The organism is Vibrio sp. 1562 (genome assembly GCF_033340155.1).
In the GTDB taxonomy this organism is placed as follows: Bacteria; Pseudomonadota; Gammaproteobacteria; order Enterobacterales; family Vibrionaceae; genus Vibrio; species Vibrio alginolyticus.
In genome coordinates this window covers 61,676-75,880 of record NZ_JAWOVY010000023.1, presented here as the reverse complement: position 1 = coordinate 75,880, position 14,205 = coordinate 61,676, and the positions used below count along the sequence as shown (strand labels likewise).

Sequence of the window (14,205 nt, the reverse complement as noted above, 5' to 3'; positions counted from 1 at the left end):
CTCAATGAATACTGAACATTACATAAGTAATGTTTGAATTGACTGTGCTGAATCCGAAGATTCAATGGTCACTTCGTTTCATTGAAACCTAATTTGATACCGAAGTATCGAATTGGATTATCATCAACGAGTGCCCACACAGATTGATAGGTTCTTATTTTTAAAGAGCTTTTCTAACATTTTCAGCAACTTAGTTGCTCGTCGTTAGGGGTGCGTATCTTACTTCACACCGTGAGAGAGTCAAGCATTTTTTTCAAATTCTTTTTTCTCTCTTCCCGACTCGCTGTGTGACTTTCGTCTCACTCCGTGTCGGTGGATGCGCAGTATAGGGAGTTGAGAAATTAGTACAAGCGTTTTTTGCAAACAAAAAACCAATCGGTCACAAATTAGCCAAAAGTGCGATATTTGCATATTTCTTCGTCACATTTGAGACATATCACAGCAATTGGTTGGAAAAACACCAACCATATACGTAAGATTCATGTGTCTATTCTGTTAATGGACAATCGATCTCTTTATCACTATGTGTAGTAATTAAAATGACGTCTAAAAAAAATCTGATTTTATGTGTTGGGCTGGCCATCGTTGGGGGAATCATCTTCTCTCAATTCATCATCCCACCAGCCTTGAGCTTCCTCATTGGTGTTATCGCTACTGCTTTTCTTTTTTCATTTTCTAGCAAAACACCTGTTCTTCAATCTTCGGATCCTGATCCTTCAACTAAAACGCTGTATGTCGGCAACCTTCCTTATAAGGCCAATGAGAGTCATGTTCGCGATTTGTTTGCTGAATATGGACAGGTCTATGCAGTACGCTTAATGAAAGATAAGCGCACTGGAAAAAGAAGAGGGTTTGGTTTTGTAGTGATGGCTGCGGCAGATGCCAAGCCAGCTATCGCTAAACTTAATGAAAAGGAATATATGGAGAGAACGCTAAAAGTGAGAATTGCGAACGATCCTAAACATCCGGATGGCGGTAAACCTGAACAGGATTAAAACCTAGCTTCTTTAAACAAATGTTCAGTGCATCTTCCTGCCAAGGAGTTGCACTGGCATAAATCGACTTACTTCCCTCTTCTGTATCCTCAATTTCATCACTTAATAGCAATGCTTTTACTCGACGTGCAATCGCTGCGCCTGAATCAATTAAAGTAACGTCCCCACCCAAAGCTTGATGAATCTCCTCTTTGATTAAAGGGAAGTGAGTACAACCGAGCACCGCAACATCGACTTTATCGCGAAGGGGAAGCAGGATATTTGTCAGTTCGTCGAGAGAAACGCTGTTGCCTCGCAACTTCTCTTCGGCCATATCTACCAAGCGAGTTGATCCCACCAGCTCAACTGGTTTGCCTTGCGCAAAGTCCCGTATTAACTCGTGAGTATATTGGCGTGTTACTGTCGCCGGAGTGGCGATCAGCCCTACCCCTTTTGATGCTAAAAGCGATGCGGGTTTAATCGCAGGGACAACACCAACAACGGGAATCGATAAATTTTCGCGTAAGGAAGGAAGCACTATGGTGCTCGCCGTGTTGCAAGCAATGACGACAATGTCGACTTGGTGTTCTTCGACTAAAGAAGATACCAGTTGGTTAACTCGTGAAACGAGTACAGCCTGATCGAGTTCACCATAAGGGTAAGCCTGATTATCGAATAAGTATAAGTAGTCTATCTGGGGCAATAGGCGATGTATCTCTTGGAATACAGAAAGACCACCAACACCAGAGTCAAAAACTAGGACTTTTTTCTTACTTGCTACTCGCACGAGTCTTACCTAAAGAACAGAAACGTTGCGATCATACTGCGTAGATTTGTTTTGGCAATGCTTTAGCATGGTATCTTTGATGGCTGAATCTATCTCCAGATTCTACATTTCGCTTCGTCAACTCGATATGTCCTTGAAAAGATGGCGAAGACGTGACCAATGTGTGAAATTCACCATTTTCCCCACAGGGATCAATTTGACTTGGTAATGACTCTATTAGGGCTTTGTCATACCAGCGACCACACCATTCTGGAGGGAGAACTCTTCCGTCGATGGTGATTAACATCGTTTGAATACCACGCTCTATGATTTCCATCGCTAGTTTCTCGCTGCTCTCCCCTAATAGAGGAAAGACGCATTCCCAGCCAACAGGTTCAATATAGCTGCGTCGGTAATCGGCAATGCCATTACAAAACATATCACCAAATGCGACAGCTTCTATGTTCAGACCACTACTTTGTAATCCATTAACGATGGTCGATTGATAAATGTCGTTACTTGGAAAGATTTCATGTAGCTCGATAGTAATGAGCGGAAGCGCAAGTAAGTCTGCTTGCATTTGTACGACTTCAAGCGGAGTTGCTTGGAAAGGGACTTCTTTCCCTACGTAAGTCGTGTACAAACCGACAACTTGATAATTTGGATTCTCGTTAAGGCGCTCAAGCGTTAATGTCGAATCTTTACCACTGGACCAGCTGATCACAACTCGCTTGGGTTTCTTCATTCGATTTTCCACCACAAAATATTAAAAACCGCCCGAAGGCGGTTTGTGCTCATTCACGATTAGAATTCGTAGCCAACGTTGAGATAGTACGCTCGCTCTGCAGCAGGGTAACCTTTTGCCATCTCATACTCTTCATCAAGTAGATTATCGATACGAGCGCTAATAGAGGTCGACTCATTCGGATAGTAAGTCACCGCCGTATCAACCAACGAGTAAGAAGAAAGCGTAATATCTTGTGAAGGCCAAGTGCTGTAATCCACATCTGGACGCTTACCGACGTACTGATAGCTAACCGACCAATCCACTTTATCGAAGCTCACTAAAGCATTCCACTTATACATTTCTTTAGCGCGGCGCTGCAACTGATGCCCTTTATCGTCTTCAGCATCTTTGTAATCTGCACTCAACTGGTGCTGCACAATCCCTGTATCAAACTCAGCAACAAGCTCCACACCTTGGATATGTGTTTCACCATCGACATTCAAATATTTGTATGTGGTTGGATGGTAATCGATAAGATTCGTTATTATATAGTCATAACCCGTTACGGACCAAAAAACGCCTTGGACATCACCGCTGAATGCTAGCTCCCAAGCATCTGACTCTTCCGGTTTCAGATCTTTCTCACCGTATGTTGGGTCATACTGTTGATATAGGTTTGGAGCCTTAAACGCAGTACCAAAAGAGGCTTTAACCCCAAACTCTGGTACAAACTGGTAACCAGCCGCTAAACTGTAAGTGAACTCACTACCGTATTCTTCGTTATCATCAAGGCGAGCACTGCCCTCGAGCATTGCTTTATCAATACTAGTGGTTGCCATACCAAACAGAGCGCCATTGGTCCGATCAAACGTTTTATTCGCACTCTTGTCTTTATAAGACTCGTTGCGCCAATCAATACCACCAGCAAACGTCGTATTGTTGTTTAGCAAGTAACTGTTGGTCCACTGGACATTTTGCTGCTCAAGTTCATCTTCAGTACCTGAGTGTTTGCCTTTTGCTTGCTCATAGTTCCAAGACTTCTGTTTCTGTGCCGTTACTTGTAGTTCTGACATCACATTATCAGACTGATACTTACCGCCCAGAGTGACAGAAAGATCATCTTTTTCTGCTTCGTAGTAACCGCGACTGCCGTAGCTGCTGTCATATTGATAAACATTTTCGTAAGCACGTAGGTTACCAAATGCAGACCACTGGTCATTGAAGTTATGCACGTAACCTAGCAGACCATTCTTTGTATCAAAGCCATGGCGATCACCGTCATTAACTCCCGGTACAGGACGAACGTTATAACCATCATCACTTTCACTACCAAGCGCGATATTTAGCTGGCCGCTCTCTGTGACTTTAATACCAGATGCCACACTCAATTCTTGATAATCTAAACTACCTAAACCCGCACTTAACTTCGTTCCTTCTTCGTCAGCACGCGCAATGGTGATGATATTGATCACGCCACCAATCGCTTCTGAGCCATAAAGTGACGCACGCGCACCACGCACGTACTCAATACGTTGAACGTAAGTAAGTGGGATTTGGTTAAAGTCCACAGCGCCCTTCGCTGCTCGCGCAAAACGTACGCCATCAACCAGTACTAAAACTTGGTCGGAACTGGTTCCACGAACAAATAAAGACGCTAACTGACCACGACCACCATTTTGTGAAACTTGAATCCCCGTAAGGCGACGCAATACATCTGGTAGGGTTTTCGCTTGAATGCGATCGATGTCTTGTCGAGTAACTACTTCGACATCTGCCAACGTACGGCTTTCGGCTTGCTCAAAACGGTTTGCAGTAACAACGATGGTTTCGTCAGTGGAGGTTTCTTGGGCCTGTAGATAAGAGACAGGTGAAAGCAGCGATGCCAAAGTTATCGCCAGTGCGGATTTTCTCATTGTATTGTCCTAAATCGCGTAATTCCTTCCGAGCCCTGTCATCATGACAGTCCAGTGCTGTGGCTCAGTTGTTGGCAGGTATTCGGACTCAAGAGCACGGGTGTACCGCCTACTTGCTCGACTTCCCACATAAACTAATGCAGTGTCTGATGAGCGTTCGTTCTCTTTTACCGCTGCGCGTCAGTTCTGGATTCACACCAGATTCCCATTTCAGCCATCTAGATTGCTAGATAGCACCAACTTGAGGCAAATATTATTCAGCTATTGATTATTTGTCCAGCCAATATTGCCCTTAGAAGTTGTAACGTTTTGATTGATTTTGCTTTCTACTCTGCCTGTACGCACTATCTTTAAATCAATTCCAGTACAAAACTGGACATCCTATTGAGATTGAATAAAATCTGCGCTCTTAAATTGAATGCACCATAAAAGGTAAGATCATGGCTACTCTTGATGTAAACCCACAACGCTACCAAGAACAACTGGCTGAAAAAGTCGAACGTCTCACGGATATGTTCGCGCCATACAACATGCCAGAACTGGAAGTGTTTGAATCACCAGAGCAGCACTACCGCATGCGTGCTGAGTTCCGTGTTTGGCATGAAGGCGAAGATCTTTACTACATCATGTTCAACCAAGAAACTCGTGAGAAGTACCGTGTTGACCAATTCCCTGCAGCAAGCCGTCTGATCAACGACCTGATGCCGCTATTGGTTGAAGCGATGAAAGACAACGACTCACTACGTCGTAAACTGTTCCAAGTGGATTTCCTATCGACGCTAAGTGGTGAGATTCTGGTTTCACTCCTTTACCATCGCCAACTTGATGAAGAGTGGATTGAAAACACGAAAGCCCTTAAACAGCGTTTGAATGATGAAGGCTTTAACCTAAACATCATTGGTCGCGCTCGTAAGATGAAGATTGTCCTAGACCGAGACTACGTTATCGAGAAGCTCGATGTAAATGGTCAAAGCTACATCTACCAACAAGTAGAGAACAGCTTCACTCAGCCGAACGGCAAAGTCGCAGAGAAGATGCTGGAATGGGCGGTCGACTGTACCCAAGAAAGCACTGGCGACCTACTAGAGCTTTACTGTGGTAACGGTAACTTCTCGCTGGCGTTGGCACAGAATTTCGACCGCGTACTGGCAACTGAGCTAGCGAAGCCATCTGTGGTATCTGCACAGTACAACATCGCCGCCAATAAGATTGATAACGTACAAATCTTACGCCTATCAGCCGAGGAATTTACTCAAGCGATCGAAGGTAAGCGTGAATTCCGTCGTCTACAAGATGCAGGTGTAGATCTGAAGAGCTACAACTGCAACACGATTTTTGTCGACCCACCACGTGCTGGGATGGATGTCGATACTTGTAAGATGGTGCAAGGTTACGAGCGCATCATGTACATCTCTTGTAACCCTGAGACTCTAAAAGAGAACTTGGACATTCTATGCGAAACACACAACGTGACGCGTTTTGCTCTGTTTGACCAATTCCCTTATACCCACCATATGGAGTCTGGAGTGCTTCTAGAGCGCATAAAATAAGGGCCTTAACGGATTTTATCTTTAGCAAAAAACACCCTGGGTACGGCTTGGGGTACGGGGACAATAAAGTCTAACCCTCAAGCCATCACAGGAAGCCATATTTTACACATACCAAATTCGATGACAGATTGGGCACGTTTTAACAAGCAGGATTAGATACAAGGGTCAATAACAACAAGAAAGGTTTGTATTTAACTTTCACCAGACAGCATTGCGTCTTCAAGCAGAGTGATGAATGAGGCACAATCGCCTAGATAGTTAGGGTAGGCTTCCGAAAGTTGGCCCATATTTTTTGTGGATATGAGAAGGGTATTGAGTCTCGAGGTTGCTCGTGAGTAGCTACGAGTGACTTTCTCAGCTGCGTTATAAACTGAAATTGCTTGGCTATAATTTTCAAACTCTTCACTAAAGATCAATTCTCGTGAAGTTTCGTTAATAACTAGCAATACGTGCTCAATGGAACTATCACAGTAAGAATTAACCTTTTCAGATAAAATTTTAAAACTACTCAAGCGATTTAGCGCATTGATTTCGCGGTCCAAGACGACCAAACGCTTTGAAAAGTCTGCTTTATCGATATCACTTAGCTCTATAGCCCCTTCAGCATCAGCAATGTATTGGCTCATTATCGAAAGCAATTCTTCCCATTGAACCTGTAAACTGCTCTTGCCTTCATTTGAACTGTGAGAGTGAGTCTTAATCTTGGTACCTTCTAGGATGTCGACAATTTCCACTGTAGTAGCCCAAAGATGTTGAAGTCGAGTACGTAGCTGAGCCTCAATGTTAAAACTTTTACCACTAGCATGGTCATAGCGATAAATCACATGCAAGCTTCGGTAACCACAATCATTAGGTTTAGGACTAGTAATATAGTCATCAATATCTTTAATTCTAACTCGGCCTACCTTCTCAACTGTAAGTTGCAGTTGAGATTTCACCTTCTCCAATGAAATTAAATCCGGAAAAATCGCCCTGCAGCCGCCAATATCATTCATATTGGTTACACAAGTAGCATTTGCCGTTTCACCATCAAGAGATTTACGCTGCAACTTATCTACGATTGTTTCTAAGCGCTTTAACCGTGTAACTGGTTTAACATCTATACCGAGCTCACGGCAACAGCGACCAACAAGATATGCGATAGTGTTTAATGGCTTTTCGTGTGCGGCTCGAAACTGTTGGATTGTAGCAGTAGCTGACTTGAGGTCGCCCTCTCTCTTGCGAAGCCGTCTTCCAGCTTTCTTTACCCCATTATTTGAGTACGAGAAGTCTTCAGCAGCACTTTCATTTACCGTTCTTTCTATAAAATCTTGAAAGTCCAGTTCGTAGTCGTCTTGGAAGGTTTTTGAAGCTTGTTCAGCTGTGGGGGTGTCGTCAATGTAAAAACTGACGACACTATTTTCTTTGTTACTCACAGGCTAGCTGTTCGTCCGGATTGTTTGATTTGAGTGTAATGGGCTTGAATCAAATGGTCCGGAATCACTTTTTGGTGTGTGCCATCCCATACCTGATGCCATGGACTTCCTTCGCGGTGAGTTAAATCTACAAGTTGAGGCCCCGTCAAATGGCCCAGCTTAGAGACTACATCTTTAACAATAGACTCACTTTCTTGGTCTAGTGCTACATCACATTGTTCAGTGATCACACTACTACCGTAAGATTTAAAGCGAAAGTAAACAGATGGCACCACTGGACCAAACTTCCAAGCAAATACATCATCTACGACGAGAGGACGCTGGAAGTGTGCCAATGATAAACCATGACAAACATAGGTAAGTTTTTGTAGCTGCAAATTGGAGAAGCATTTACCTTGCTCTTTCGCATGCTTGAGCAAGCTCCATGCAACGTCTACAGCACTGTATGTGTGATATGCTTTCATTTTTTATTCCAATTTCGTCCAAATAGTTTACATAATCCGGTTGATATAACGCAAAAAGTGTAAACCATCGCTGTATTTAAAGACAGTGATTTTATTAACTGTTAGATGCTAGTTCGCAAAAATAAGCAACATGTTCATGTGAATAGTCAGCGCTGACAGCGCGTTATATGCTCACATGCAGTAAGCAGACAATTTCCTTACATTAAGCACACAAAGTGTGTATTTTCACCCAAGCTGATCACTCAATAACCCGATCTCCTTCATGTTAATACTCACACCAAGCGCCTAGCCACCAGCTCTACTAGTGGTATTTATAGTGTAAAGATGCTTAGTCTTGGTCACTGTCCTTTGGCTGCATGTGAATAATTGAACGACCTTTTCTTTCTAGAGTCAGTTGTAACGGTTCATCTGCATGATGGTTAGTAGAAACATTGTCGCTTTCAGAGGGCTTGTGAAGGTTCTCTTTTTTAAGAGTCGCAATTTTTGACTCCAACTCTAAAATTTTTTTTCGAGCAGAGCCTAACTCCTTTTCTAGCGTGGTATTGGCTGTAGCTTCTAGTGATAGAATTCTATCAGTTTCTTGTAACTTTCGGACTTCGAGCATTGATGTTAATGAACCATTTACAAGCTCTTCAAGAACCTTCTGCTGAGTCTGTCCCCTCTTTGTGGCTAAAGCTTGAAGATTTTGACCAAATTCTATCGTGAGTTCAAAATTATACTGTTTTTTCCCCTTCCGCTTTTGCTTTTCTCTTCTCGACCTTTTCCCCCAAGCTCCATGCATAAGTAACCAGATCTCTCTACCATCAGCTGAATTTTTACAATCTATAAAAAAATTTTGAAGCCGTTTTTTAGGTGATGCTGATAACTGAAACAACCCAAAGTAATGCTTTTCGACAATTGGATTAGTTTTGGCTTTTGCTAGATACGTATTTAACCATTTCACATGAGATTCATTGTTGAAGCTAAAACCTTCTAATGGACGTATTTTTTTCTCACTCATATCACTCTAGCTTCCAGCGTTTTCAATATAGTTGGCACCCTTCACACTATAACTATGTCTTTGGACGTAGTCCAAGGACATAGAAAGAAAAACCAAGTAATATACATACCAAAACGCCCTATAAATAAATATAAATGTGATTTTATGATTGTAAACTGGACTTTCCAAGAGAATGACAAACTAAACGCTGAAGCTAGAATGCTACTGCTGCTTATGTATTTGGATGCCGAATCAGACAATTTTTACAGAAAACCTGTTCTATATATGGCCCGAAAATACCAAGCCTCAGAACGCCTTATAAGGCGCTGTCTACGCTTATTGATAGAGGCAAAAGTTATTCTCTTGATACCTGAGAAAGAAGTACCTAGAAAACGAGGAAGACCAGTCACACGCTATCAACTTACAGGCATTGATTTTGATGAGTTGAGTAGTCAGTTTGAACAACGCCCCATCTATATGAGGAAGTGGATGAATCATCTTTGGTATAGTAATCAGCATGCTAAAGAGTTGACGCTGTCAAATCGCTTAATGCTTACCCATCTTTTAAGTGAGGCTACGGAATCTGGGATTGTTGATAGTATAAGCCTTAGAGATTTATGCAGATTTATGGGATGCACTGAACGTAAAGCTCAAGCAATGCTCAGCAAGCTTAGAAGACTTGGTTATATCAGGGGATATATCAAAGGTCTCAGCCACTCTGTTCTAAAGAAAAGAAAGTCAATAATTTTTCTGAACTTATCCATGTACGATCAAAAAAGCTACTACAGCTTTATCGCCCATTTAAAATCGTCTGGTGCGCTGAATCCCGTTTACAACCTCACAATACCTTTATTATTTCAAAAAGTTGCTGACGTAAAATGCAATAAAGAGTTTGCAGAACACATAGATTACTTTATTGAAAGTGAAATCATTAAGTTCATCAATGTCGAAGGAAAGGTTTGTACAGACATTGAGTGGTATGAGCGTGTTATACGTGAACACTTTGCCTGGGCAACACTTAAGCTTGAGAAAGAGAAAGTCAATAAGTTAATCGAATTTCTTGCTTATCGTGCATTGGACCTAGCACGTACAATCAAAGCCCTTGATGTTGTTGATGGAAAGCAATTTGCGATTGGTATCAATGAGAAAAATCAGAGACTCCTTCTCAAACGGGGGGCCTAACTTTTTATCAGAGTAACTTTTGCAAGTTTTGAAGCCACTGGAAGCCTTGTTGAACAAAGATACGTGGCTTGAGGAATGGAGTGAAAGACTGTCGGTAATAATAGTATTTATATGAATCTTATCTAATTAATTACAACAACCTATCTACCTATTGAGAACACTAACCAATAGGAATGATAGAAATGAACAATTATCTTGAACATACAGAAAGACTCACCATTGATGATATGGACTTACCGGTATACTCCAAGAAAGGACCTCTAATACCTTCCTGCCTTTTAGCTATTAAAAGCACTTTTGATAGGGCTCTAGAGCAATACTCTCGAACGTTGCTACTTCGTATCGATTTAAGATACCCCAAAAGTTTTTCAAGCGAGAAAGTATCAAGTAAGCAAATCACAAAATTTCAAGAGTCCTTCAAAGCGATGATGTGTGCTTACCTAAAACGTAAGACGCACAACCGCCACTCTAAGCCACGATTTATCTGGTGCAAAGAGGCCGTCAAATCAGAGCATCCACACTATCACGTTGCTGTGTTGCTAAATGGTGATGTTTTTCAAGGAATGGGGCCTTACAATGATGTTACGGGAGAATACGTTTCAGGGATGATTGCTAAAGCTTGGGCAAGTGCAACTGGTCTTTCGGTTGAACAAGTAAGTAGTGCGGTTCATTTTGCTGAGAACGGCACGTGTGAAATCAATAAGAGGTGCGATAAAGAGCTCTATGAGAATCAATACAATCAAGCCTTTTACCGTGTTAGTTACTTTGCTAAAAAAGAAAGCAAACTACCTGGGAACGGAAGAAGCTTCGGTTACAGTCGCTATTGAGTTTACAAAAAAAGAAAGGCCCCTGTGGCCTTTCAGTTGTTTAATCCGCATTAAAACGGTAACTCCCTTCACTAGAGTGAATGTCAATTTGTAGGACTCTACAGGGCGTTGTAGTGACATAACCAGTAGACTCTCCGTACTTCAAATCCACTTCGGGATAAGGAAGCCATTTCACACCACTAGACTTGTTGTTACTGGAAGGCTTTTTGTAATCAGGGTTGCTCATGTTTTTGAGTAACTCTTCAGATTGGCTGTATTTATTCTTGTTGACGGTAATCTTTGGTGTTTCTGGTCTAGCGACTTCACAGTTACCTCGGTTAACTTCGATCCCGAAGACAGTCGAGTAGTCAAAGAGGGACGTTACATATATTTTCGTCTTTGGTCCCCATCGGGTGTTGATGTCTTTGTATTCGACTTTGTAGCCCTCAGCAGACGCAGTAAAGGTCATGAGCAGTGTTAGTGCTGCGGTAATTACAATAGGTTTCATGAGAGATATCCTTTATATATTATTCAATGAGTTGATATTAAAAGGTGGTTGCGACAACTTATGTCGAAGAGAGATTGGCTTTGAGAGATGTAACCGTAGCGGCGCTTATCTACCAGCCAAAGAGATAGCGTAAACCGCCTAAACATGCCCCTAGCGCACCGCCTATAATTTTGCCCAGGTGCTTGCCTGTCGTGCCAAACACACTTCCTATTTCTTCGCCGTATTGCGCACCTTGAGTCGTAGTGTCGAAGATTGCCTCCCACAAACTAAGACTGGTTTTTTTGTTGTAATCACTGGCATCGTTGTCTTTCCAATTCTCATGTCGAGGGGAAAGCGTGCGATTCGCCAGTAAGAGCCGTTTATTTTTTGGTAAACGTTCAACAATCAAATACAGCAACTTGGAAAGGTTATAGGGCCGTTGCTTGGCCAATCCATCACAGTGCCCCGCAACGTAGTAGACGGGCTTTAGATAAACCCCTGTTGCACGCAATACGCGTCGATGAACCGAGCGCACCATGGTTTCAAGATAAGCTTTTGATGCGGGTGTCGGTGTATTGCTTTCGTAGTCCCAGGCTTGATTTCCTTTTAACGCATTATCGGCTTGATTAATGGCGATGATTAAACGGTGCTGTGCGTCTTCGCCTAATACCGGAATAAGAACATCGCTAATCAAGGTGATAGGTGTACCTAAATCGCGTGAGCTACCATCAAGAATCACAAGTACCAAGTCAATCACGAAACGGTTCTGCTCATCTCTCGCTCTCAGCGTATTTTTCAATAAGCGGGCATGGCGCTTATCTTCTTCGATACCATCCCCCAGACCAGGACTATCCCAAAGAATAAGATTGTTCAGACGATATTGCGTAACACCCTGCGTGTGCGGCTCACAACTGATGCCCACCTCTGCAACACTCATGTCAAAGAGAGCGTTAATCGTTGAGCTTTTTCCTGCTCCGGTGGCTCCTGTAATGAGGATGTTGAGCTCGGTGGCTCTCATTTGTTTGAGGTTATCGAGTAACTTGGTGCGAGTACGCTCATTGAGGGATGCCTGGCGTATCTCACTTTCAAGCGTAGTGAAAAGATCGTGCTGTTCGGACATAAGCGCTCCTTAGTTAGCGTCCGGAAAAATTACAACTAGCTACCTCCTTATGACGAACAAATCATGAGGACAGAAAAATGAGACTAATTCGACTAAAAGAAGTGCTGGGTAATACAGGTTTGAGCCGTGCGTATATGTACAAGCTCATGGCAGAGGGTAAGTTCCCTAAATCGGTATCACTGGGTTTTCGCAGCGTGGCTTGGGTAGAAAGCGAGGTCCAAGACTGGATATTAGAAAGAGTGACAGAGCGAGATGAACAGTTGGGATTACCACAACCAGAAGTTTGATTGATTCTTTGGTGGAGATATAAAGCAGCAGGTTAAAGCTTGGCTAGATTGATAAAAGTTAATGAGAAATCTGAATGTCGTCGTAACACTCCCATTCGACGTACTGAAGAAAGTTTTGCTCCCACATTTGATACAGCTCATCGAAACCTGGAGAGCGAATGCTTTGCCATCCCGTGGCGACGGTAAAAGCGACTTGATTGCCAAAGTCAAAATCAATGCATCGCTCTAACTCCGGATAATAGCTCCCCATATACGCAAAATCGGTAATGTAGAGAATATCAACCGTTTTACCATTCACAATGTTGAGGCCAATCTCAACCGGATGATATCCCCCTTCTTCCGCGCTATAGCTTTTGTCTCGAAAATGGATAGAGAGGGCATGGCTGGTGGACTGTGTTGATTCCATTGAGGCATGACAATGTTGGTTTAATAACGCCAGAAGCTTATTAGAAACAGGCAGCACTGACGGCGTAAAATTCAGTATAGACATGGCTAGATCTCCTAAAAGTGGCCGAGGTTAAAATGTGATCATGAGTGGTGTTCATCGAAGGTTTGAATCATCGATAACTGAATGTCATCAAAGAGGGACTGAGTAAGGTGTCGAGAGAGCGCGTTCAGCCAAGTATCTAACAGCGCTTTCACTTGCGGGTGTGCGAGACTTGCAGCACCGCTATCTGGTTGATAACACCAAAGATTGAAGAGATGAAAGTAGAGTTCAGGCTCCATCTCACTCGGTTTATTTTCCGAATAAGAAAAACTCGCTAAACAGACGACCTGCCAATCTTCACTGGCCGAAGTCCGACGAAATTGTATTTCAATGGGGTGAAGCCCCTGCCCCGTCTGGTAATAGCGTCTTTGTCGACAGTTCAGGACCATACGCTGAGCTTGTGGAGGAATCGAATAACGTTGGATTATCAAAAGCAATGCTCGATGAAAGCTATCCTGCAATTCCAGTTCACCCGATGTTTTCTGGATCATAGTAGCCCCCTTTCTGCAAAAGAGATGGCGCTATCGCCAACCACGATATGATCAAGAACTCGAATGTCCACCAGCGCTAAAGCCTCTTTGAGCCTTTGCGTAATTTGTTTATCGGCTTGGGAAGGTGTGGCATCACCAGAAGGGTGATTGTGAGCAAAGATGAGTGCGGCGGCATTGACTTTTAAAGCCGCTTTGAGGACTTCTCGGGGATAAACACTTGCCGAATCAATTGTGCCAAAGAAGAGCTCTTCAAAAGCAATAAGGCGATGCTGATTATCTAGAAACATCACCGCAAACACCTCTCTTTCATGGTGTTTTAATTTGCAAGATAAATAGGTTTTTGTTGCTTCGGGATTGCAATATTGTTCGCCTCGGAGAGCCCGTGTGGCAAGGATTTCAGCGGCCGCGTCGAGCACCTTATCTGCTGTGACAGGACCATCAAAATAGTAGTTGTTTTCGTGCATAAAAAGCTCCTAAAAATGAAACCGTTGGGATATACACGAAGATAATATCTATCTGAAATTCCTTTCATTACTGCTACACATAATGAAATGGTC

At 42.8% G+C, this 14,205-nt stretch carries 16 protein-coding genes and 1 riboswitch; of the genes, 5 read left to right on the top strand and 11 right to left on the bottom strand.

Annotation, left to right across the window (positions count from 1 at the left end):
- Window positions 1-539 precede the first annotated feature (539 nt).
- Entirely contained in the window at window positions 540-995 is a 456-nt protein-coding gene (locus R7Z49_RS19585; RefSeq protein ID WP_017636066.1) for an RNA-binding protein, read from the top strand.
- Here the strand turns inward: R7Z49_RS19585 and murI are convergent.
- The 3 genes from murI to btuB are packed head-to-tail and all read right to left on the bottom strand — an operon-like array spanning window position 958 to window position 4,380.
- Window positions 958-1,761: a glutamate racemase gene (gene murI, locus R7Z49_RS19580; protein ID WP_132937310.1), complete on the bottom strand. Its 804-nt coding sequence runs from the start codon at window positions 1,759-1,761 to the stop codon at window positions 958-960. The genes R7Z49_RS19585 and murI overlap by 38 nt on opposite strands.
- A 31-nt stretch (window positions 1,762-1,792) precedes the next feature.
- On the bottom strand, window positions 1,793-2,485 hold the full coding sequence (locus tag R7Z49_RS19575) for an adenine nucleotide alpha hydrolase (RefSeq protein ID WP_132937311.1): 693 nt from the start codon (window positions 2,483-2,485) through the stop codon (window positions 1,793-1,795).
- Between the two features lie 59 nt (window positions 2,486-2,544).
- On the bottom strand, window positions 2,545-4,380 hold the full coding sequence (gene btuB / locus R7Z49_RS19570; RefSeq protein WP_025768175.1) for a TonB-dependent vitamin B12 receptor: 1,836 nt from the start codon (window positions 4,378-4,380) through the stop codon (window positions 2,545-2,547).
- A 55-nt stretch (window positions 4,381-4,435) separates the two neighbouring features.
- Window positions 4,436-4,636: riboswitch (cobalamin riboswitch) on the bottom strand.
- Window positions 4,637-4,820: 184 nt separating this feature from the next.
- Here btuB and trmA point away from each other — a divergent pair.
- Window positions 4,821-5,930, top strand: a complete 1,110-nt coding sequence (gene trmA / locus R7Z49_RS19565) for a tRNA (uridine(54)-C5)-methyltransferase TrmA (protein ID WP_258489747.1) — start codon at window positions 4,821-4,823, stop codon at window positions 5,928-5,930.
- A 191-nt stretch (window positions 5,931-6,121) separates the two neighbouring features.
- Here trmA and R7Z49_RS19560 read toward each other — a convergent pair whose 3' ends face one another.
- The 3 genes from R7Z49_RS19560 to R7Z49_RS19550 form a co-directional block, all read right to left on the bottom strand.
- Window positions 6,122-7,345 (bottom strand): RelA/SpoT domain-containing protein, encoded by a 1,224-nt coding sequence (locus R7Z49_RS19560; protein ID WP_069537229.1) that lies wholly within the window; start codon window positions 7,343-7,345, stop codon window positions 6,122-6,124.
- Window positions 7,342-7,809, bottom strand: coding sequence for a Panacea domain-containing protein (locus tag R7Z49_RS19555; RefSeq protein WP_005378671.1), 468 nt, complete (start codon window positions 7,807-7,809; stop codon window positions 7,342-7,344). Before R7Z49_RS19555 ends, R7Z49_RS19560 begins: the two co-directional genes overlap by 4 nt.
- Window positions 7,810-8,137: 328 nt before the next feature.
- Window positions 8,138-8,809, bottom strand: a complete 672-nt coding sequence (locus tag R7Z49_RS19550) for a hypothetical protein (RefSeq protein WP_064376998.1) — start codon at window positions 8,807-8,809, stop codon at window positions 8,138-8,140.
- 144 nt (window positions 8,810-8,953) lie between these two features.
- Here R7Z49_RS19550 and R7Z49_RS19545 point away from each other — a divergent pair, with 144 nt between their 5' ends.
- Together R7Z49_RS19545 and R7Z49_RS19540 are read left to right on the top strand one after the other, a co-directional pair.
- Window positions 8,954-9,970 carry a hypothetical protein gene (locus tag R7Z49_RS19545; RefSeq protein ID WP_238852396.1) on the top strand — a complete coding sequence of 339 codons (1,017 nt, stop codon included), beginning with the start codon at window positions 8,954-8,956 and terminating at the stop codon, window positions 9,968-9,970.
- A gap of 182 nt (window positions 9,971-10,152) precedes the next feature.
- Entirely contained in the window at window positions 10,153-10,797 is a 645-nt protein-coding gene (locus R7Z49_RS19540) for an inovirus Gp2 family protein (protein ID WP_182016973.1), read from the top strand.
- Window positions 10,798-10,837: 40 nt separating this feature from the next.
- Here the strand turns inward: R7Z49_RS19540 and R7Z49_RS19535 are convergent, their stop codons facing one another.
- Both R7Z49_RS19535 and R7Z49_RS19530 read right to left on the bottom strand, forming a co-directional pair.
- A complete protein-coding gene (locus R7Z49_RS19535) occupies window positions 10,838-11,284 on the bottom strand; it encodes a hypothetical protein (protein WP_182016971.1) in 447 nt (148 codons plus the stop codon).
- Window positions 11,285-11,393: 109 nt separating this feature from the next.
- Window positions 11,394-12,383, bottom strand: a complete 990-nt coding sequence (locus tag R7Z49_RS19530) for a GTPase family protein (RefSeq protein ID WP_182016969.1) — start codon at window positions 12,381-12,383, stop codon at window positions 11,394-11,396.
- A 77-nt stretch (window positions 12,384-12,460) separates the two neighbouring features.
- On the opposite strand from R7Z49_RS19530, the gene R7Z49_RS19525 reads away from it, so the two are divergent.
- Complete coding sequence (locus R7Z49_RS19525; protein WP_025575948.1) at window positions 12,461-12,670, top strand: helix-turn-helix transcriptional regulator; 210 nt, start codon at window positions 12,461-12,463, stop codon at window positions 12,668-12,670.
- Between the two features lie 58 nt (window positions 12,671-12,728).
- Here the strand turns inward: R7Z49_RS19525 and R7Z49_RS19520 are convergent, their stop codons facing one another.
- The 3 genes from R7Z49_RS19520 to radC are packed head-to-tail and all read right to left on the bottom strand — an operon-like array spanning window position 12,729 to window position 14,112.
- Window positions 12,729-13,160, bottom strand: coding sequence for a DUF2787 family protein (locus R7Z49_RS19520; protein WP_020904487.1), 432 nt, complete (start codon window positions 13,158-13,160; stop codon window positions 12,729-12,731).
- Window positions 13,161-13,198: 38 nt separating this feature from the next.
- Entirely contained in the window at window positions 13,199-13,648 is a 450-nt protein-coding gene (locus tag R7Z49_RS19515) for a DUF2787 family protein (RefSeq protein WP_025575951.1), read from the bottom strand.
- On the bottom strand, window positions 13,645-14,112 hold the full coding sequence (radC, locus tag R7Z49_RS19510) for a RadC family protein (protein ID WP_025575953.1): 468 nt from the start codon (window positions 14,110-14,112) through the stop codon (window positions 13,645-13,647). Before radC ends, R7Z49_RS19515 begins: the two co-directional genes overlap by 4 nt.
- Window positions 14,113-14,205: the final 93 nt, after the last annotated feature.